The sequence below is a fragment of the Thiocapsa bogorovii genome, assembly GCF_021228795.1.
GTDB lineage: Bacteria > Pseudomonadota > Gammaproteobacteria > Chromatiales > Chromatiaceae > Thiocapsa > Thiocapsa bogorovii.
Map to the genome: position 1 here is coordinate 2,865,722 of NZ_CP089309.1, position 19,300 is coordinate 2,885,021.

The 19,300-nt window shown below is 62.2% G+C and carries 16 protein-coding genes; 2 read left to right on the forward strand and 14 right to left on the reverse strand.

From position 1 onward, the window contains the following. Positions 1–422 precede the first annotated feature (422 nt). From aroB to LT988_RS12995, 7 genes are all read right to left on the reverse strand, one after another. The gene (aroB, locus tag LT988_RS12965) at positions 423–1,505 is read right to left on the reverse strand and encodes a 3-dehydroquinate synthase (RefSeq protein WP_232405993.1); all 1,083 of its coding nucleotides are present in this window, start codon (positions 1,503–1,505) and stop codon (positions 423–425) included. A 184-nt stretch (positions 1,506–1,689) separates the two neighbouring features. Then, on the reverse strand, positions 1,690–2,214 hold the full coding sequence (gene aroK, locus LT988_RS12970) for a shikimate kinase AroK (RefSeq protein ID WP_232405994.1): 525 nt from the start codon (positions 2,212–2,214) through the stop codon (positions 1,690–1,692). Between the two features lie 331 nt (positions 2,215–2,545). Continuing rightward, complete coding sequence (pilQ, locus tag LT988_RS12975; protein ID WP_232405995.1) at positions 2,546–4,858, reverse strand: type IV pilus secretin PilQ; 2,313 nt, start codon at positions 4,856–4,858, stop codon at positions 2,546–2,548. Positions 4,859–4,877: 19 nt separating this feature from the next. After that, complete coding sequence (locus LT988_RS12980; protein ID WP_232405996.1) at positions 4,878–5,408, reverse strand: pilus assembly protein PilP; 531 nt, start codon at positions 5,406–5,408, stop codon at positions 4,878–4,880. Further along, positions 5,405–6,010 carry a type IV pilus inner membrane component PilO gene (locus LT988_RS12985; RefSeq protein ID WP_232405997.1) on the reverse strand — a complete coding sequence of 202 codons (606 nt, stop codon included), beginning with the start codon at positions 6,008–6,010 and terminating at the stop codon, positions 5,405–5,407. The genes LT988_RS12980 and LT988_RS12985 overlap by 4 nt, the downstream gene beginning before the upstream one ends. Positions 6,011–6,032: 22 nt before the next feature. Next, complete coding sequence (locus tag LT988_RS12990) at positions 6,033–6,650, reverse strand: PilN domain-containing protein (protein ID WP_232405998.1); 618 nt, start codon at positions 6,648–6,650, stop codon at positions 6,033–6,035. Next, a complete protein-coding gene (locus LT988_RS12995; protein WP_232405999.1) occupies positions 6,651–7,736 on the reverse strand; it encodes a pilus assembly protein PilM in 1,086 nt (361 codons plus the stop codon). A 204-nt stretch (positions 7,737–7,940) separates the two neighbouring features. Here LT988_RS12995 and LT988_RS13000 point away from each other — a divergent pair, with 204 nt between their 5' ends. Then, positions 7,941–8,549, forward strand: a complete 609-nt coding sequence (locus tag LT988_RS13000; protein WP_232406000.1) for a hypothetical protein — start codon at positions 7,941–7,943, stop codon at positions 8,547–8,549. A gap of 25 nt (positions 8,550–8,574) precedes the next feature. Here LT988_RS13000 and LT988_RS13005 read toward each other — a convergent pair whose 3' ends face one another. The 7 genes from LT988_RS13005 to uvrD form a co-directional block, all read right to left on the reverse strand. Beyond that, positions 8,575–9,870 carry a citrate synthase gene (locus LT988_RS13005; RefSeq protein ID WP_232406001.1) on the reverse strand — a complete coding sequence of 432 codons (1,296 nt, stop codon included), beginning with the start codon at positions 9,868–9,870 and terminating at the stop codon, positions 8,575–8,577. A gap of 219 nt (positions 9,871–10,089) precedes the next feature. Beyond that, positions 10,090–11,028, reverse strand: a complete 939-nt coding sequence (gene mdh / locus LT988_RS13010; protein WP_232406002.1) for a malate dehydrogenase — start codon at positions 11,026–11,028, stop codon at positions 10,090–10,092. 363 nt (positions 11,029–11,391) lie between these two features. Further along, positions 11,392–11,592 (reverse strand): 50S ribosomal protein L31, encoded by a 201-nt coding sequence (rpmE, locus tag LT988_RS13015; RefSeq protein ID WP_093192065.1) that lies wholly within the window; start codon positions 11,590–11,592, stop codon positions 11,392–11,394. 148 nt (positions 11,593–11,740) lie between these two features. After that, complete coding sequence (hemW, locus tag LT988_RS13020; RefSeq protein WP_232406003.1) at positions 11,741–12,925, reverse strand: radical SAM family heme chaperone HemW; 1,185 nt, start codon at positions 12,923–12,925, stop codon at positions 11,741–11,743. Continuing rightward, on the reverse strand, positions 12,922–14,007 hold the full coding sequence (locus tag LT988_RS13025; RefSeq protein ID WP_232406004.1) for a TRAP transporter substrate-binding protein: 1,086 nt from the start codon (positions 14,005–14,007) through the stop codon (positions 12,922–12,924). Before LT988_RS13025 ends, hemW begins: the two co-directional genes overlap by 4 nt. A 110-nt stretch (positions 14,008–14,117) precedes the next feature. Further along, the gene (locus LT988_RS13030) at positions 14,118–15,335 is read right to left on the reverse strand and encodes a 30S ribosomal protein S1 (RefSeq protein ID WP_232406005.1); all 1,218 of its coding nucleotides are present in this window, start codon (positions 15,333–15,335) and stop codon (positions 14,118–14,120) included. 119 nt (positions 15,336–15,454) lie between these two features. Then, positions 15,455–17,629, reverse strand: coding sequence for a DNA helicase II (uvrD, locus tag LT988_RS13035; RefSeq protein ID WP_232406006.1), 2,175 nt, complete (start codon positions 17,627–17,629; stop codon positions 15,455–15,457). Positions 17,630–18,213: 584 nt separating this feature from the next. Between uvrD and hemE the strand changes: the two genes are divergently transcribed. After that, positions 18,214–19,278: a uroporphyrinogen decarboxylase gene (hemE, locus tag LT988_RS13040; RefSeq protein ID WP_232406007.1), complete on the forward strand. Its 1,065-nt coding sequence runs from the start codon at positions 18,214–18,216 to the stop codon at positions 19,276–19,278. Positions 19,279–19,300 lie beyond the last annotated feature (22 nt).

Here is a 19,300-nt window from a genome sequence, read left to right on the forward strand (position 1 = left end):
GTCGCAACCGAGGCCCGACATCACAATGGTGTCGTGATTCGCGCGGGGAGGTGGTTGTCGACCGTCCGAGTCAGGACGAAGATCGTCGCCGAGTCACCGCAAAACCCTGAAGCATACCGACTCAGCAGATGCTGTGCCACATTTCTCGACATCCACGAGGCCATCGAAGGGATGCGGGCGACCTTGCGGTCCTGGACTTCCGCGTGCCGAAACCGCCGTGCCGACGGGGGTTAGAGAGTGCGCGTCGGGTTCGGCGAATCCTGTCGAGGCCGTCGCGGCTCGACGCGAAGACGCCCTATCGCCGTGCGCGAGACGGACGGCCTGCCCTAAAGCAGTGCAAGCGAACCGCCTCCAGAGTGAAATGCGTCATTTTCATGGTGTGTCGGGCTCAAGAATCCTTCCGACCTTTGGAGGGACGCGGTTTAGCAGGCAGCGGAGTCGAGGGTCGCGCGCAGAAGATTTGGGTCGACGTCGCCCGTCACGACCGCGTCCCCTGGTTGTTGCAGCAGGACGAGGCGCAGTTGACCATCCTGAACCTTTTTGTCGACCGCCATGAGCTGGAGAAAGCGATCGGCGGAGAGATCGTCCGGGGCGGCGACAGGCAGGCCCGCGCTTGCGACGAGCCGGCGCACCCGCTCGACATCCCCCTCGGTAAGCCAACCCTTACGGGCGGAGAGATCGGCTGCCATGCAGATTCCGACCCCGACCGCTTCGCCATGAAGCCAGGTTCCGTAACCGGTCGCGGTCTCGATGGCATGCCCGAAGGTGTGCCCGAGGTTGAGCAGCGCGCGCTGCCCCGCCTCGAGCTCGTCTTCCGCAACGATCTCGGCCTTGATCTCGCAGGAGCGGCGGATGATGTAGGCCAAGGCGTCGGCGTCGCGTGCAAGCAGCTCGGCCATATGCGTTTCCAGCCAAGCGAGGAAGGTCGCGTCGCGGATGAGCCCGTATTTCAGAACTTCGGCCAACCCGGCGGAGAGCTCGCGTTGCGGCAATGTCGCCAAGGTCGCGGTGTCTGCGATCACCGCCCTGGGCTGGTGGAAGGCGCCGATCATGTTTTTCCCGGCAGGATGGTTGATGCCGGTCTTGCCCCCCACCGATGAGTCCACCTGCGCCAGCAAGGTCGTAGGCACCTGGATAAAGCCGACCCCGCGCTGATAACAGGCGGCGGCGAATCCCGCCATATCGCCCACCACGCCCCCGCCGAGCGCCACCAGCGCACAGTCGCGTCCGAAACGCGCCTGCAGCAAGGCGTCGAAGATTCGGTTCCAGACCTCCACTGTCTTGTGCTGCTCGCCGTCGGGCAGCACCACCTCCTCGACGTGATATCCCTCCAGCGCCGAGCGAACCGCGTCCAGGTACAACGGCGCAACCGTCTCGTTGGTCACGATCATGACCTGCGAGCTGAACAAATGCGGCCGGTAGAGATCCGGATCCGAGATCAGGCCGGTACCGATGTGAATGGGATAGGCACGCGCCCCGAGGGCGACGTTGAGGCTCCAAGACATGGCGTTTCTCCGATCATGCTGCCTCGACGTGCGTCATGCTCCGTCCAGGTCTTCGGGGCGCAAGTGAATGAGGGTCTTATCGGGAGCGACGCCGCCAGGGTTATCCTGAACCTGGTCCGCCGCCACCTCGGTCAGGGATGAAGACGGCCATCCGGTCAACACCGGGGCTTGCTCGGGACGCCGTTCAGATCTCTTCGGATTCCAACCGTCGAGAGATCTCCTTCACCACGGAGCTGGTGCCCCGCTTTTCGGTCGAAACGACCATATCGGCCACCTGGCGATAGAGCGGCTCACGCTCCTCCATCAGCTCGCGCAGTTTCGCAAGTGGATCATCCGTGTCCAACAAGGGGCGATTCCGGTCGCGGGCGGTGCGGGCGTATTGCTGTTCCGGGCTGCAATGCAGATAGATGACAACGCCCCGCGCAGCCAAGTCTTGCCGATTCTCCGGCGACAAGATGACCCCGCCGCCGGTCGCGAGCACGATCCGCTCCTCGTTCACCAGCTCCTCGATGACTTGGCGCTCGCGGGCGCGAAATCCTGTTTCGCCCTCGAACTCGAAGATGGTCGGGATGTCCACCCCGGTGCGGCGCTGGATCTCCTGGTCGCTGTCCTTGAAGGTGTAGGAAAGCGTCTCGGCGAGCTGCCGTCCGACCGTACTCTTGCCGGCGCCCATCGGGCCGACGATAAAAATGTTCTGTGCGCGCATCATAGGAAAGGTATGCCAGATTTTCGGCGCGCGGGCAAGGGCAACGATGCCCGACCCGAGCGCGGTAAGGAAGACGACGCGAGCGCTGAACGAACGCCGGAGCGCTCGATCACCGCCCGATCGAGACAACACGAGAAAAAACGCAACCCTTTGAACTTCATGGAGTCTTCGCTGCGGGTTGGGGTTGCCGCTCAAGGGGGCGGCCGTGGCTAGTGCAACAGGGTAGATGTGTCGAGACCGCGCGTTGTCGTTGTCGTAATCGACCAGCGATTACGACCACCATTGCACCAACGACAATGTTCTCGGAGGTTCTCGGAATCTCTGCACTGCTCCACTAGTTTCCAATCAGGTCGCCCTTGAGGATCTTCGGCGTGACAAAGATCAGGAGCTCCGAGTTGTTGTCTTCACGAGCCTCTTGTTTGAAGAGACGCCCGAGGACCGGCACGTCTCCCAGCCACGGGACCTGCTCCTTTGCAAAGATCTTGGTCCGCTCGTAGACACCGCCTAAAACGACGGTCTCTCCGTTGTCGACCAAGACTCGCGTTTCGATCTCGCGCGTGTTGATGGTCGGGGTTCCGTCCACGACACGGCTGAAATCGGGTTCATCCTTGGTCACGACCAGATCCATGATGATCCGGTCGTCGGGTGTAATCGCGGGCGTGACGGTGAGACTCAAGGTGGCGTTCTCGAACTGCACGTTCGTCCCGTCTTGAGAGGTGGTCGAATAGGGGATCTTCTTGCCTACCTCGATCCTCGCCTCCTTTTGATCGGAGGTGATGACGCGCGGACTCGAGATCACCTCGCCCCGTCCCTCGCGTTGCATGGCCGAAAGCTCCAGTTGAAGCAGGTAAGAGCCGACCTTCCCGATCAGGAAGTTGACCGCGCCCGAAGGATCGGCTGCCGGGAGGTTCACGAGCAGGGAAGGGGTGTCGGTCGCGACGGGGTTGAGGATGATCGAGTTGTTCGGCTCGCCGGCAGTGTTCAGCCCGAAGGGTCCGGCGTCATAGTTGCCGCGTCCGGTCAGATTGCCGGGTAGGCCACCGCCGATGAGCATCTCGTTGTTGTACAGAGCGCCCATCGAGGTCGCGAGACCGAAGCGTACGCCCAGATCGCGCGTGAAGTCGTTGTTGGCGATGACCACTCGGGACTCGATCATCACCTGCCGGACCGGGATGTCCAGCCGGGCGACGATCTCGCGGATCTGGTCCAGGCGAGCAGAGGTATCCATGACCAGGAGGGTGTTGGTACGCTCGTCGAAGGTCACGCTGCCGCGCCCCGGCGTGAGGATAGAGTCTTTCGTGGATTCGCTTACGGTGCGATCGAACTGGCGTGCATCGCGGCCGGTCGCGCCCAGCCCCGATTGGGCCCTGGCGGTCGACTGCAGGCTGGATGCACCCCGAATGAAGGCGGCGATCTCCGCGGCCTTGGCGAACTTGACCGGAATGAACTCCGAGCGAATCGGTGCCAACTCCTCGAGACGCTGATCGGCGGTCAGGGTGCGCTCTTCATGTCCGACGATCTCGTCGAAAGGACCCACCATGATGACGTTGCCTTCCTGGCGCTTGGTCAGGTTCTTGGTCTTGAGGATAATGTCGAGCGCCTGATCCCAGGGGACATTCTTCAAGCGCAAGGTAATGTTGCCGCCCACCGAATCGCTCGCCACCAGGTTCAGATCGGTGAAGTCGGCGAGCAACTGCAGGACCGCCCGCACCTCGATGTCCTGGAAATTCAGCGAGAGCCGCTCCCCGTCGTAAACGACCTTTTCCCGCGCGAGACGCTCCTTTTCGGCCGAGGTCAGGGGGCGTAGCTCCAGCGTGAAGAGGTTGTCGGTCTGATAGGCCATGTACTCGAAGTCGCTGCCGGTCTGGACGTTGACCTCGACATTGCGTCCCTTGGGCCGGGACTCGATTGCCACGACGGGTGTTGCGAAGTCCACGACGTCGAGCCGGCGAAACAAACGCTGGGGAAGCGCCGCATCGATGACGTCGACAAGAACACGGCTTCCCTGCTCCCGCACGGTGACCCGGGTTGTCGCACTCGGAAGCGTGATCAGGACACGCCCCTCGCCCTCGGGGCCTCGACGAAAATCGATGTCGCGAACACTCGGCCCCGGGGCGCTGCCTCCGTCCGAGGCGGGACGATCCCAAGGTGCGGAAGCCGGCGCCCGGGGCTGTGCCCGCGCGGCAGCAGACGCCGGCGACGGGGCCGGGGCCGCTTCCGGCTCACTCCGAGCGTCGATATCGACCCGCACGCGATTGCCTTCGGTGGTCACCCGGTACGGCACCGAATCGTTGAGATTGATCACCACACGCGCGCGATCGCTCGCCTCCACCGCGACCAGGCTATGGACCGGACCCACGCCGATCGGGACGGCTCTGCGCTCGAGTCGGTTCGCGACACCCTCGAAATCCAGTGCGATCCGCGCCGGAGACACGGTGTCGAAGGTCTGCGGAGCGCTGACCGGACCGGAGAAGAGGAGCTGGATCTCCACGCGATTCCCCGGTTGTGCCGCGAACTCGACATCCGTGAGATCGACGGCGCCAACATCTGCCGCGCCGATGGACACACCGAGCAGAGCGACGCACTGGAGCACCACTCGGAGGGTGCCGCGGAGTCCGCGCGGGCGCAGTCGATAGGGGCTGTTCATCACGGCATGCCTCTGCCTGTCACGGGGTGAGAGCGAGCGTGGCCGAGCGTTCGCGCCAGTCACCGGGTATCTCGGAGACGATCTCCGTCACCCGGATAGCGTCGTCGGTGATATCCACGATCTGCCCGTTGTTCATTCCGAGATAATTTCCGACCCGCACGCGATAGACCAAGCCTTCGCGGGTTCGAACCAATGCCCAGCGCGTATCTTGCTGCTGAACCGTGCCCACCATGCGCAGCGAATCCAGGGGGTAGCTCTCGAGCTCTTCCTTGGGTCGCAGCGGATCAGGTGCGAGACTGTCGTCCGTCCGGGCCGCCGCGGCGGTTTGCGTGTCCATCACGAACGGGTCCCGGCGTCCGTTGGGCTCGAAGATGAAGGCATCGACGGGTTGGATCTCCGGCAGAGGCTCGATCGGACTCGGCGAGCGCGTCTTGATCTCCTCGACGTAGGCCCTGAGCTCTTGCGTCCCGCTGCGGTCGCACCCCCATAGGAGCAACGCGACCAAGACCATCGTCCCGAGCATGCAGGCCGAGCGCAGTCGCCTGCTCACTGTTCGGCGCCCTCGTCGAGATAGCGGTAGGTCTTCACCGTTGCCTGCAGCGACAGTTTCGCTGCCCCGCTGCCGGTCCGTCCGCCGGCGTCGCTGATCTTCGAGTCATGGACGGTCACGATGCGCGGCAAGGATGCCAATCCGCTGACGAAGCGCCCAAAGTCGTGATAACTCCCGGTCACTCGAATCTGGATCGGGAGCTCGGCGTAAAAGTCCTTCAGCTGCTCGCTGCCCGGTTGAAACAGCTCGAACTCGAGCCCGGCGGCAAGCCCGGTTTGAGAGACGTCGACCAGGAGCGAGGCGACCTCGGTTCGGTTCGGCAGCTGACGGAGCATCGCTCCGAAGGATTCCTTCATCTCTTCGATCTGCTGGCGATACCCTTCGAGATTGGCCGCTTTGCGCTGCTTGGTCTCGAACGACGCGCGCAGATCGCGCTCGGCTGCTTCGGCACGCTCGAGTCGACCCAACTGCTCCTGCGTATCGAAATAAAAGACGGCCCCGCCCAAAGCGATGCAAGCGAGCAGAATCGCGATCACTTTGACCGAGATCGGCCACTCGCCGACGCTGTTGAGATCGAGTTGGTTGAGCTCGCTCAGGTCCATCCGGAGGTCTCCGCACGTCTCCTCATCGGCGAGTGTCGGCCATGAGTAGCGTCTCCGATCGCGTGCCCTGAGGTACGTGGGTCTGCATCGGTGCGGCATCCGCCGAGGGACTGACTTGATCGAACGCCAAGCGAAACTGGCTCAGGCCGGTGCCGGTCTTGTCCTCGATCAAGAGCAGGCGAGGGCTGCCGATCCACGTCGATGCCTCGATGTTTCGCATGAAGGCGGAGACCCTTGCATTCGACTGCGCGCGCCCCTCGACGACGACGGTCCGGCCGGTCTGCTCCAGTTTGGTGAGATACACCCCTTCGGGAATCGTCACCACCAGCTCCTCGAACAGACGCACGATCTCCGGGCGGCTCTCCTGAAGCTCTTGGATGATCTCCATACGCGATAAGAGATCCGCCTTGATCTTCTCAAGATCCTGTATCTCCTTGATCTGACGGTTCAATTGCGCGATCTCGCCGTCAAGGAGTTGGTTTCTGGCCTGCTGATCGCCGATCCTCCCTTCGATCTGCAAGTGGACCAATACGGCCAGAAGCAGCGTAAAGACAAGTGCAAGACCCCCTGCGGCAGCAAACTCCTTGCGTCGCCGTTGCCGCGCCTCTTCCCGCCAAGGCAGAAGGTTGATGCGGGTCATCTAGTCGAACCCTCGCAAGGCCAATCCGACGGCAACCATCATTCCGGGTGCCTCCCGCATCAATTCCTGGGTGTTGACGCTCGGTGAGACGGACATGCGACGAAAGGGGTTCGCGACACCGGCGGGCAGCTTGAGGCGCTCGGCCATCAGGAGATCGATCCCGGGGATGCTTGCCGGTCGACCCGCAAGCAGGAGTCGATCCACGCGATTGAAGCTGGTCCCGGAATAAAAGAATTGCAGCGCTCGCCCGATCTGTTGTGCCAAAGCCTCCTTGAAAGGTCCGAGCACATCGATCTCGTATCCCTCGGCGACATCTCCGTCGAGGATCTTCCCGAGAGCCACCTCGCGCGACAGGCCGTAACGGCGCTGGACCTCGTCGAGCAATTGCTGACCTCCGAAATTCTGCTCGCGCGTGTAAACGATCTGCCCCTCGTGCATCACATGCAAGGTCGTTGTCGCGGCACCGACGTCGGCCACGGCTACCGTTCGAGTGGCCTCGAGCTCGGTTTCGGCCGGCGCTTCCTCGTCGAGGATCAGCGAACAGGCGTTCTCCATCGCATAGGCCTCGACATCGACGACCGCCGGGGTCAACCCCGCGGCTTCGAGCGCGCCCACGCGGTCTTCGACGTTCTCTTGACGCGAGGCGACCAAGAGTACGTCCACCATCGATGGGTTACCCTTGGTCGGCCCCACGACCTGGAAATCGAGATTGACCTCCTCCAACGGATACGGGATGTATTGATCTGCTTCGAGCTGGATCTGGTTCTCCATCTCGGCGTCGCTGAGGGTTCCGGCCATGGCGATCACCTTGGTGATCACCGCAGAGCCGGCAACGGCAACTGCGGCACGCTTTGCGCGCGTTCCGGTGTTGCCGACGGCTCTGCGGATCGCAGCCGCGACGCGATCGAGATCCGCGATTTTCTTTTCGACAAGTGCGCCCGGCGGGAGGGGTTCGATCGCGAAACATTCGACTCGATACGCTGCGGCCGTCTCGACGGGCAATCGCGACAGTTCGATGAGCTTGATCGCCGTCGAGCTGATGTCGATCCCGACGAGGGGTTTTATTTTATTGCTGAGGCCGAACATCGCCATTTCGTAGGGTGATTTCCGTTCTGTTTCGGTTCGCCGCGCGAGTGGACGAGCGTCCGGTGCGTTTTTCCGGTGCGCTCAGGCCCCGCGCCGGGGCCAAGCCTTGGCTGGCCCCATTATAGACACGCCGAACACCTATGCGCGGACTTTGAGCGTATGAACGAATCGCCGATTCCGGGGCGCAAGTGAATGAGGTACGCCATGCCGACGAGAGAACGGATCGACGCCCAGCGCGAGCGACTTGCCTACGAGGCCGCTCGAATCGTCCTCGAACAAGGTCTGGAAGACTTCGACCGGGCTAGGCGGAAGGCCGCCGAACGTTTCGGCGTGCAGGATCGGCGTCGTTGGCCGAGCAACGAAGCGGTGCAGGACGCAGTTCTGGCGCAACGTCGGCTCTTCATGGGTCCGGCCGACGGGGAGGAGTTGCGACGCATCCGCGCGGCTGCCCTCCAGGCGATGGAGCAACTCGACGCCTTCGCGCCTCGATTGATTGGCAGTGCACTCAGCGGTGCGCTCGGCTGCGGATCAGGCATCGAGCTTCTGTTGTTTGCCGATCGCGCCGAGGACGTGATCTTTACGCTGCTCGACCTACGTATCCCGTGGCGCGAGGCCGAGCGGGCGATGCGCTATCCGGACGGGCTGCGCTGCGCCCATCCAGCCTTTCGATTCGTGGCCGGAGACGTCCGTATCGAGCTGATCGTGCTGCCGCGTCGGGCCTTACGCAATCCACCTTTGGATCCCGTCACGGAACGTACGCAGCGCGGAGCGGATCGGCACGAAGTGGCTCGTCTCATGGCATTCGACAACTGACGCAACGATCGGATCGGCGTTTCTCTTATCGCTTCGAGATGGGTAGGTAGTCTCTCTGGGTGGGGCCATGGTAAATCTGGCGGGGTCGGCCGATTCGATTGTTGGGGTCCGACATCATTTCCATCCAGTGCGATACCCATCCGACCGTGCGGGCCACGGCGAACATGACGGTAAACATATTGCGCGGTATGCCGAGCGCCTGGTAGATGATCCCGGAGTAAAAGTCGACGTTCGGATAGAGTTTCCGCTCAACGAAATATTCGTCGCTGAGAGCGATTTCTTCCAATTTCATCGCCAATTCAAACAACGGGTTGTTGGTATCGGCGAGCTCTTCGAGCACCTGGTGACAGACCTCGCGAATGATCTTCGCCCGCGGGTCGTAGTTCTTGTAGACCCGGTGCCCGAAACCCATCAGGCGAAATGGGTCGTCCTTGTCCTTGGCCTTTTCCATATAGCGTTGGACGTTCTTGACATCTCCGATCTCATGGAGCATGTCCAAAACCGCTTCGTTCGCGCCCCCGTGCGCAGGACCCCAGAGCGAGGCGATCCCCGCCGCGACACAGGCAAAGGGATTCGCGCCGGAGCTGCCGGCGAGACGCACCGTCGAGGTGCTGGCGTTCTGTTCGTGGTCGGCATGGAGAATGAAAAGCAGGTTCATCGCCTTCTCGGCGATCAGTGTGGGCTTATAGACCTCGCAGGGCGTGGCGAACATCATGTGCAGAAAGTTCGCGCAATACCTCAGATCGTTTCGGGGATACATGATCGGTTCGCCGATGCTGTGCTTGTAAGCCGCAGCAGCAATGGTCGGAAGCTTTGCGATGAGACGGTGCGCCGATATCTCGCGGTGGCGTGCATCGTTGACGCTAAGCGAGTCGTGATAGAAAGCCGAGAGTGATCCGACGACCCCGATCAGGATCGCCATGGGATGGGCGTCGTAATGGAAACCGTTGAGAAAGTCCTTCAGGTTTTCATTCAGCATGGTGTGGCGAGTGATCAGCTTCTCGAACCCAACCAGCTCTTTTTCGACGGGTAGCTCACCGTAGAGGAGCAGATAGGCAACTTCCAGAAAACTCGCCTTGGTTGCGAGCTGCTCGATCGGATAGCCCCGATAGAGGAGAATCCCGTCCTCGCCGTCGATGTAGGTGATGGCGCTGTGGCAACTCGCCGTCGACATGAAGCCGGGGTCATACGTAAAAATTCCGGCCTCTTTATAAAGGGAGGAGATATCTGCGGCGGACGGGCCGACGCTGCCGGAGCGTAACGGGAAATCGAAGCTCTCGCCCGTGACATTGTTCGTGATGGTGATCGTTTGGTTCGCCATAAACTCGCTCCTGGCCGTCTTCGGGGCGTCGCCCCGCCGATGTTGGTGTATTGGTCTCGAGTCTCGAGTGCGGCGCTCCGGCAAACAAGCCCGATCTGCCGGGGTCGGTCGCGGCATCCTCTTCGGTCGTCGACGTGCACGCTGCTTTGTCGAAGAAGGGGCAACGACTCGGCCCGGCGCCGTCGGGCACGACGGAAACAAGCAATTATCAGCCCAACCTCACGACAGGGATAGGTTGCGCAGACGCTCGATGTCGGCCCGTACCGCGCTTGCCGAACGGTCGAAGTCTGTGCGCTCGCGCTTATTCAGATCGAGCTCCACGATCGACTCCATGCCTCGCTCGCCGAGGACACAGGGAACGCCCATGGCGATGTCGCTTTCGCCGTATTCACCCTCGAGCAGGGCGACACAGGAGAGCAGTCGCCTGCGATTGTTGACGATCGCGTCGACCATAGCGGCAACCGCGGCCCCGGGCGCATCGTAGGCGCTGGAGTTCTTGCGCAAGGCGAGGATCTCTGCACCGCCTTGGCGCGTACGCTCCATGATGGCCTCGATACGCTCCTCGGAGATGAAGTGCGAGATCGGGATCCCGTTGATGGTGCAAAAACGCGGCACGGGCACCATCGTGTCGCCATGTCCGCCGAGCACCATGGTCGTGATGTCGAGCGCCGAAAAACCGGTTTCCTGAGCGATGAAGCTTGCCATGCGCGAGGCGTCGAGGACGCCGGCCTGTCCGAAGATCCGACTGCGGTCCCAGCCTGTCCGCTGTGCGACCCGATAGGTCAGTGTATCGACCGGATTGGAGACGATCAGCACCATCGCATCGGGCGCATATTGCATGATCTGATCGGTGACGCCGTCGATGATGCGGACATTCGCCTCGAGCACATCCGAACGTGACATGCCCGGCTTTCGCGGCAGCCCCGCGGTGACGATGACCAGATCCGAGTCCCTGAGGATTTGCGGATCGTTGCTGCCGTTGATCGCGCAATCGAATTCGAAGAAAGGAGCCATTTGAAGGATATCCAAGGCAATCCCCTCGGGGATTCCCTCGCGAATATCCATGAGGGCTATCTCGCGACAAAGCTCTTCTTCGGCCAGGATCTGCGCCGTCGTCTCGCCGACTCGGCCAGCGCCGATGATGGTGATCTTGTTCACGTGGCAGTTTCTCCGATCAGTGGTCCGTTGACCACGGTCGCGCGGACCAGCCTCGTCGCCGTGGCCTCTAGGGGCTCAGACGGACTCGGCCCCCGCGGGCTATCTTACACCCGCATCACCATGCGTGACCCGACGTGCGGGAGCGTGGTCGTGTCTGGCAATCGACGGGTTGTTTTGCGGAGGCTCGATCGGGTTCGAGACCGTCGCCATCCTGCGTCGACCACGGTCGTGCTCGGGAGAGATCCTGGAGTAGCGCGGATGAGCCGGTCGGCATATCCGGAGGGACCGGGCGTCACACCGGGGGAGCCGGCTCGGACGACAAGCCGGGGAGCACCGGGCCCGAAAGCGCCCGGTGCATGCGCATCAGCGTGCGTATTTGCGCCTGAACTTGTCGACACGCCCGGCGGTGTCGAGGACCTTTTGCTTGCCGGTGTAGAAAGGATGGCAAGACGAACAAACCTCGACGTGCATTTCTTTGCCCAAGGTTGAGCGGGTCGTAAACTCGTTACCGCAGCTGCAGACCACCTTGACGTCGGCGTAGTTGGGATGGATTCCTTCTTTCATGATGACCCTGGCGTTGGCGTTGGCCCCGATCGGGCGCTGAAAAATCGATGGAACGCGGTAGAATACAACCCCCGGCGCACACCCGCAACCCTGTGTTGCGGCTCGATTGCCCTTTCCTCGCCCGAGCGCCTCTTGCCGGGAATGACCATCATCCGGTCGCGAAACGCCCGACGAGGTCGTCGAGGAAGCGACGACCCCGATCAGTAGGTTCGACGCGTTCGGAAAGGATCCGGAGCATGCCGTCACCCTCGGCGCCGAGGACGATTTGCGAAACGCGTGACCAAGGCAGTCCGGTGGTGCGTGTGAGGAGGTCACGCGGGAATCCCTCGGTCAGGCGCAGGGCGTTGAGTGCAAACTCAAACACGAGATCCTGTTCGCACAAGATCCGCGTGCTGCTGAGCAGGGTTTCAAGGGATGTCTCCAAATATGCCGCGGGGTGGCGGCGTTTGGCGGTTCGCGAAACCTGCCGGCCGTCCCGGGCCGCGTCCTCCCGGGTCAGCTTGCCGTGAGCGCCCGCGCCGATACCTAGATAGTCGCCAAACTCCCAATAGTTGAGATTGTGGCGACACCGCGCTCCGTCCCGCGCATGGGCGGAGACCTCGTATTGTCTGTAGCCGGCCAGAGCAAGGGCCTCTAGACCCTGTTCCGCCATGTCCGCTGCCAAGTCGGGATCCGGTACACGAGGAGGGCGCGCATAAAACGCTGTGTTGGGCTCGAGCGTCAGTTGATAGTAAGAAATATGCTCGGGTTCCAGAGCGATCAGCCCTTCGAGATCCTCTCGTGCCTCTGCAAGGTTTTGCTCGGGAAGCGCAAACATCATGTCCAGATTGAGATTGTCGAAGCCGGCCGCGCGAGCCATCCGCAGGGTGTCGTAAACCTCGTCCGGTCCGTGAATCCGTCCGAGCGCACGCAAACGGGGGGCCGAGAGGCTTTGTACCCCGATCGACAGCCGATTGATCCCCGCCTCACGATAATGCGCAAAACGGGCCGCATCGCGTGTCCCCGGATTCGCCTCGAGGGTCATCTCGATCCCCGGGACGAGATCAGCACGCTCCCGAATACCGTCGAGCAACCGCCGAACCGCCGGGCCGGGGAAAAGGCTGGGTGTTCCGCCGCCGATGAATACCGAGGCCAGCGGTCGTCGTGCACCGGGCCGATCGAGCTCGAGGTCCAGATCCGCCAGCAGGCGTGTCACATAGGGTTCGAACGGCGGGGCGTCCGCGGCATGCGAGTTGAAATCGCAATAGGGACATTTGCTGACACACCAGGGGGCATGCACGTAGAGCGCAAGCGGCAACGCCTGCGCGCCGCCGCTGCTTGCGGATTCGGTCACGCCTGATCGCGTGCCTGCAGGTAGGTCAACTCCCCGATTCCGCTCCACTCCTTGCTTTGGCTGAGGAATTTTTTGTAGGAGCTGTAGACCTTGGACGAAAACTCGTCCTTCTGCGCGATCTCCGCGACGACCTCGTCTGAGAGTGCTCGCAGCTTGAGGACGACGTCGCTCGGAAAGCGTCGCAGGTCGACATTGTGCTTGGTGATCAGGGTCTGCAGCGCGACCGGGTTGCGCGCGGTGTACTCGGCGAGCATGTCCTGATTGACGACTTTGCAGGCGTTCATCACGATCGATTGCAGATCGGGCGGCAGCCCGTCGTAGACCTTCTTGTTGATCATGGCCTCCAGGATGGTGCCCGGCTCGTGCCAGCCCGGATAATAGTAATACTTGGCCGCCTTGTAGAGACCGAACGCAAGATCGTTGTAGGGGCCGACCCACTCGGTCGCATCGATCGTACCATTCTGCAATGCGGTAAAAAGCTCTCCTCCGGGCAGATTGACCGGAATACCACCGGCCCGCGCCAAGACCTCGCCGCCGAGGCCCGGGATGCGCATCTTCAAACCTTTCAGGTCATCGACCGAGTTGATTTCCTTGTTGAACCAACCACCCATCTGAACGCCGGTGTTCCCGGCAGGCGCAGGGACCAAACCGAATTGGGCGTAGAGTTCGGTCCAGAGCTCCATCCCGCCGCCATGGTAGATCCAGCCGTTCATCTCCTGTGCCGTCAGACCGAACGGCACGGTGGAGAAAAACTGAGCGGCCTCGCTCTTGCCTTTCCAGTAATAGGCCGAGCCGTGGCCCATCTCGGCGGTCCCGCGCGAAACTGCATCGAAGATCTCGAAGGCGGGGACGAGCTCGCCGGCACCGAAGACCTTGACCTCGATTCGACCACCGCTCATTTCGCCGATCAAGGCAGCGAGGTTGTTCGCGCCGGTGCCGAGGCCCGGGAAGTTCTTCGGCCAGGTGGTGACCATCTTCCAAGAGTATTCGGCCTTGGCATGAGCCGACTCCATACCGCTGGCCAGCGCCCCGACAGCCAGCGAGCCAGCACCGACCCCTTTGATGAAATCGCGGCGTTGCATCCCCGTCCTCCAATCTGCGTGTTGATGATCTGTTTGCCGTGGGCCCGGGTGCCAACGGCGGAATCCGTGGTCCCCGGACTGCATTCGAGTCTGAGAAGGCCCGAAGACACCTACGATCGGCCTTTCTTCAAGGATTCCTGCAAAAGCGCGCCGAAGCTACCCAAGGTCTTCTCCGCGGCCTCTGCGACGGGTGCCCCGGGCGTGACGCCAGGCGCCTGCGATCCCGCTTCGAATCCCTTGGTGTCGTCGAGCGACAGACTGATCCGACGTCGCTCCGAGTCGACCGCCAAGACGGTTGCTTCGACAGGGTCCCCGACGTTGATGACCTCGCTCGGATGATTCACGCGGCGCCCGGCGCCGAGCTCGCTAATATGGACGAGACCGTCGATCCCGGGGGCGAGCTCGACGAAAGCACCGAAGGGTTGCAGTCGACTCACCGTACCGCTCACGCGCTGACCGACGGGGAAGTTGTCGGCGGCTTCTTGCCAAGGATCGCGGGCAAGTGCACGGATCGAGAGCGCAATCTTCTCCCGGCTTTTCGGACCGCTCGGCGGCTCGATGCGCAGGACCGAGACCTCGACGGGCTGCCCGACGCTGAGGATCTCCCCGGGATGCTTCACATGACCGAAGGCCAGTTGACTGATGTGGATCATGCCCTCGAGACCGCCGATATCGACGAACGCCCCATAGTCCTTCAGCGAGGTGACAACCCCGGACAGCACCGCACCTTCGTGCAGTTGCGCCCGCGTCTCCTCGGCACGCCGGTGTTGCTCCTCTTCGAGCAGCACCTTACGCGATACGACCAGATTCGGTCGTCGGCCGCCTTCGAACTTGGTGATGCGGAAATCGAACCGCTGGCCGACAAGCTCGGAGAGGTCTTCGATGAAGCGGATGTCGACCTGAGAGGCCGGACAGAAGGCACGCAGCCCGGCCACTTGGACCTCGACGCCGCCTTTGACGGCCGCGGTGACCTGACCTTGCACCGGGAGCCCTTGCCGATAGGCGCCTTCGACCTCCTCGATCCCGTGATAGCGGTGCCCGTGCTGACTGCCGAGCAGGAGCGTCCCGGAATCCTCGTCCTTTCCGGTGACATGCGTCTCGACCGTGTCGCCGACGGCAGACTTCAAATTGCCTTCGGCATCTTTAAGTGCCGAAACATCGAGACGACCCTCGGACTTGCCGCCCAGATCGACGAAAGCATACTCATCGCCGATCGAGACCAAGACCCCGCGGACCTTGTCCCCGACCCCCGGCTCCTTCGTGCTGGATCCCGGATGGGTCTGGTCGAACTGCTTGAGGAGGTCTTCGAAGCTTTCGGTCTGGGACATGGTGAAGTCTTGCCGTCGTCGGGTTGAGAGTGAAACCGTGTGTGCCGAGAGATGCCGCCGGTCGCAGTGCGCCCGACCGGCCGGCCACCCGGTTTGGTTGGTTGCTCCGGTCCCTGGAGTCAGCTCGCCGGCTCAAGCCGAGCATAGGCCAGGACCAGCCATTTGGCGCCGGCCTTCTGAAAATTGACCTGTATCCGAGCCGCGGATCCGCGACCCTCGCTGTTCAGGACCACGCCCTCGCCGAACTTCGGGTGAACCACACGTTGTCCGAGCCTGAAGAGACCGGTGTCGCCGCTCGACGTCGATGTCAGACTCGGACTCAGTCCTGACGCCGCACGGCGGGCCGCGCTGCGCGCCCGGACCTCTTCGACCAATCCGGGCGGGACCTCGCGCAGGAACCGCGAAGGCATCGGGGACTCCTCCCGGCCGTAGAGCCGCCGGCTCTCTGCGTGGGTGACATAAAGCTCGCGCATCGCGCGTGTCATGCCGACATAGCAGAGTCGGCGCTCCTCTTCGAGCCGGCTCGGGTCCTCCGCCGACAGACTGTGGGGGAACAGGCCCTCTTCCAGCCCGACCAGGAAGACCACCGGAAATTCCAGCCCCTTCGCGCTGTGTAGTGTCATGAGTTGCACGCTGTCCTCGAAACCGTCGGCCTGGGTGTCGCCCGCTTCCAGAGCAGCATGCGCAAGAAAGACCGCAAGCGCGTCCGTCTCTTCCTCGTGCAGGTCCTCCTCGAAGCGCGCGGCCGTGTCGACCAGCTGCTCGAGGTTCTCCACTCGATCCTGGCCTTTGCCGTCCTTGTTTTTTTTATAGAAATCCGGCAAGCCGGCCGACTCGATCAGGGCAGTCACCAACTCGTGCAACGCCAGACCCTCGCGCGCTCGGCGCTGCTCTCGGATCAGATCCATGAATCCATGCAGTGCGGCACCGCCCCTCGGCCCCAGAACCGAAGTCCCGGTCAGATCGGCCGCCGCCTGCCAGAGCGACACCCGTGTCTCGCGTGCTTGCTGGCGCAACAAGTCCAGGGTGCGGGCACCGATGCCACGGTTCGGTGTGTTGACCACGCGCTCGAAGGCGGCATCGTCGTCCGGGTTGGCGACCAGACGCAGATAGGCCAGCGCATCACGGATCTCGGCGCGTTCGAAGAATCGCAGTCCACCGTACACCCGATACGGGATCTGCGCCTGGATCAGCGCCTCTTCGAAAAGACGTGACTGGGCCGTCGTGCGATAGAGGATCGCGCATTCGTCGCGCCGATGCCCTTCGTTTTGCGTAAAGCGGCGAATCCGCTCCACGACGAAGCGCGCCTCGTCGACTTCGTTGAACGCCGTGTAACGTCGAATCGGCTCGCCCTCGCCGTCTTGGGTCCAGAGGTTTTTCCCGAGACGGCTCGGATTGTGGGCAATCAGGGCGTTGGCCGCAGCCAGAATGTTGCCGCTCGAACGGTAATTCTGCTCCAGCCGGATGACCTGCGTGTTTGGATAATCCCACTGAAACGATTGGATATTTTCAACCTTTGCGCCGCGCCAGCCGTAGATCGACTGATCGTCGTCGCCCACGGCGAAGAGGTTGTCGTTCGTCCCGGCAAGTAAGCGCAGCCAGGCGTACTGGATGGCGTTCGTATCCTGGAACTCGTCCACCAGGATATGCGCGAAGCGTCGCTGGTAGTGCTGCAGGATATCCGTACGCTCGCGCAGCAGCTCCAGAGTCTTGAGCAGCAGATCGGCGAAGTCCAGCAGGCCCGAGCGTGCGCGCTCCTCCTCGTACTGACGATAGACCGCAATCATCTTATCCGTGAAGAAGTCGCCGCCGCCGTCCAGGTGGTTCGGCCGCAGACCCTCGTCTTTCTGCTTGTTGATGAAAGCCTGCACCTGACGCGGCGGCCAACGGGCCTCGTCCAGCTGCATCGCCTTGAGGATGCGCTTGATCAGACGGAATTGGTCATCTGAATCCAAGATCTGGAAATGCTGCGGGAGCCCGGCGTCTTGCCAATGGGCGCGCAGAAAGCGATGGGCGAGCCCGTGAAAGGTACCGACCCACATCCCGCCGATCGGCACTCCGAGCATGGTCTCGATCCGACCGCGCATCTCGCGCGCCGCTTTGTTGGTGAAGGTGACCGCGAGCACGGCATAAGACGGCACCTGTTGCACCTGGACCAACCAGGCGATGCGATGCACCAGGACACGCGTCTTGCCGGACCCGGCGCCGGCGAGCACCAAAAGGTTACCTGACTCAGCGCCGACGGCCGCGCGCTGAGCGTCGTTGAGGGGATCGAGAAGGGCGGACACATCCATCGCCCGGATTCTACTGAAACCAGCTCCCGCATGACATGCGTTGTTGTCGGTTGGCTCCAACCGAGGAGAGGTGAAGTCAGACGCAGGGATGCGCACGAAAAATATATTAATTCAGTCTGTTGGATGATTCTCGGAGCCCTGCGAGCGGGATCGACCGGTTTCCCGGCCGGATCCTTATTTAAAATAGTTTAAATAAAAAGACAGTAATCTTAATAAGCTCTGTGGATAACTCGACCGTGCCGAAAAAATATATTAACTCAATTAGTTGGAACGATCTTTGGGTGTTCCCGGAGAGTTGCCCAACCTGTGCGTAACCGGTGTGCAAAATAAGGCCGTCCAGGAGGTCACACCTTATCCACAGAACTCTGGTTCTTTCGTGAACAGACTTATACAGTCGGCCGATCCCAAGGCCTCCCCCTCGGACGAGCGGTCGCTGTTCGGCCTGCCCCTCGATCCGGTGCCCCCACCGCAATGGCGGACTTGAGCAGCGCCGACCTTCGCAACCTCGTCATGAGCGAAACCCGTAGTAGAATGGGCGCCCGAACCACCGAGACCCTTCTACTCGACTGCCCAGGTCCTGCTTCATGACGCCACTCATCAATGACACCTTCCTTCGTGCAGTGATGCGCGAACCCGTTGAATACACGCCGGTTTGGATGATGCGCCAAGCAGGCCGCTATCTGCCCGAGTACCGTGCGACGCGCGCGAAGGCCGGCAGCTTCATGGATCTGTGCAAGAATCCGGAGTTGGCCTGTGAGGTCACGCTGCAGCCGTTGGAGCGTTTTCCGTTGGATGCCGCCATCCTCTTCTCGGACATCCTGACCGTGCCGGATGCGATGGGGCTGGGTCTGTATTTCGCCGAGGGCGAAGGGCCGCATTTCGAGAGGCCGGTGCGTACGCAGACGGATGTGGATCGGATCGCTGTGCCGGATCCGGAGGACGAGCTGCGTTACGTGATGGATGCCGTCTCGACCATTCGACGCGAGCTCGCCGGCCGCGTGCCCTTGATCGGCTTCTCCGGCAGCCCCTGGACCCTGGCGACCTACATGGTCGAGGGCGGAGGCGCGAAGAACTTCTCGCATGCGAAAGGGATGATGTTCGACCGCCCGGACCTCCTCCACGCCCTCTTGGCCAAGACAGCGGATGCGGTGATCGCTTATCTGAACGCCCAGATTGCACGCGGCGCGCAAGCGACCATGATCTTCGATACCTGGGGCGGTGCGCTGGCGCCGGCCAACTATCGGGAATTCTCCCTGGCCTACATGCAGCGCGTGGTCGAGGGGTTGAATCGCGAGGCGGAGGGACGCGCCGTACCGGTGATCCTCTTCACCAAGAACGGCGGTCAGTGGCTGAATCACATGGCCGACACCGGTTGCGACGGACTCGGCGTGGACTGGACGACGGATCTGGCCGACGCGCGCATCCTGACCGGTGACCGTGTCTCGCTGCAGGGTAATCTCGACCCTTGCGCGCTCTACGCCTCACCCGAGCGGATCCGCGAAGAGGTGGCGCGCGTGCTCGCCAGCTACGGCAAGGGTCCGGGTCATGTCTTCAACCTCGGGCACGGGATCACTCCGGACGTGAATCCGGAGCATGCCGGGGCGATGGTGGCGGCGGTTCATGAGCTCAGTCGGCCCTACCACGGCTAAACCGCGTCCGGTGCGATAGGGA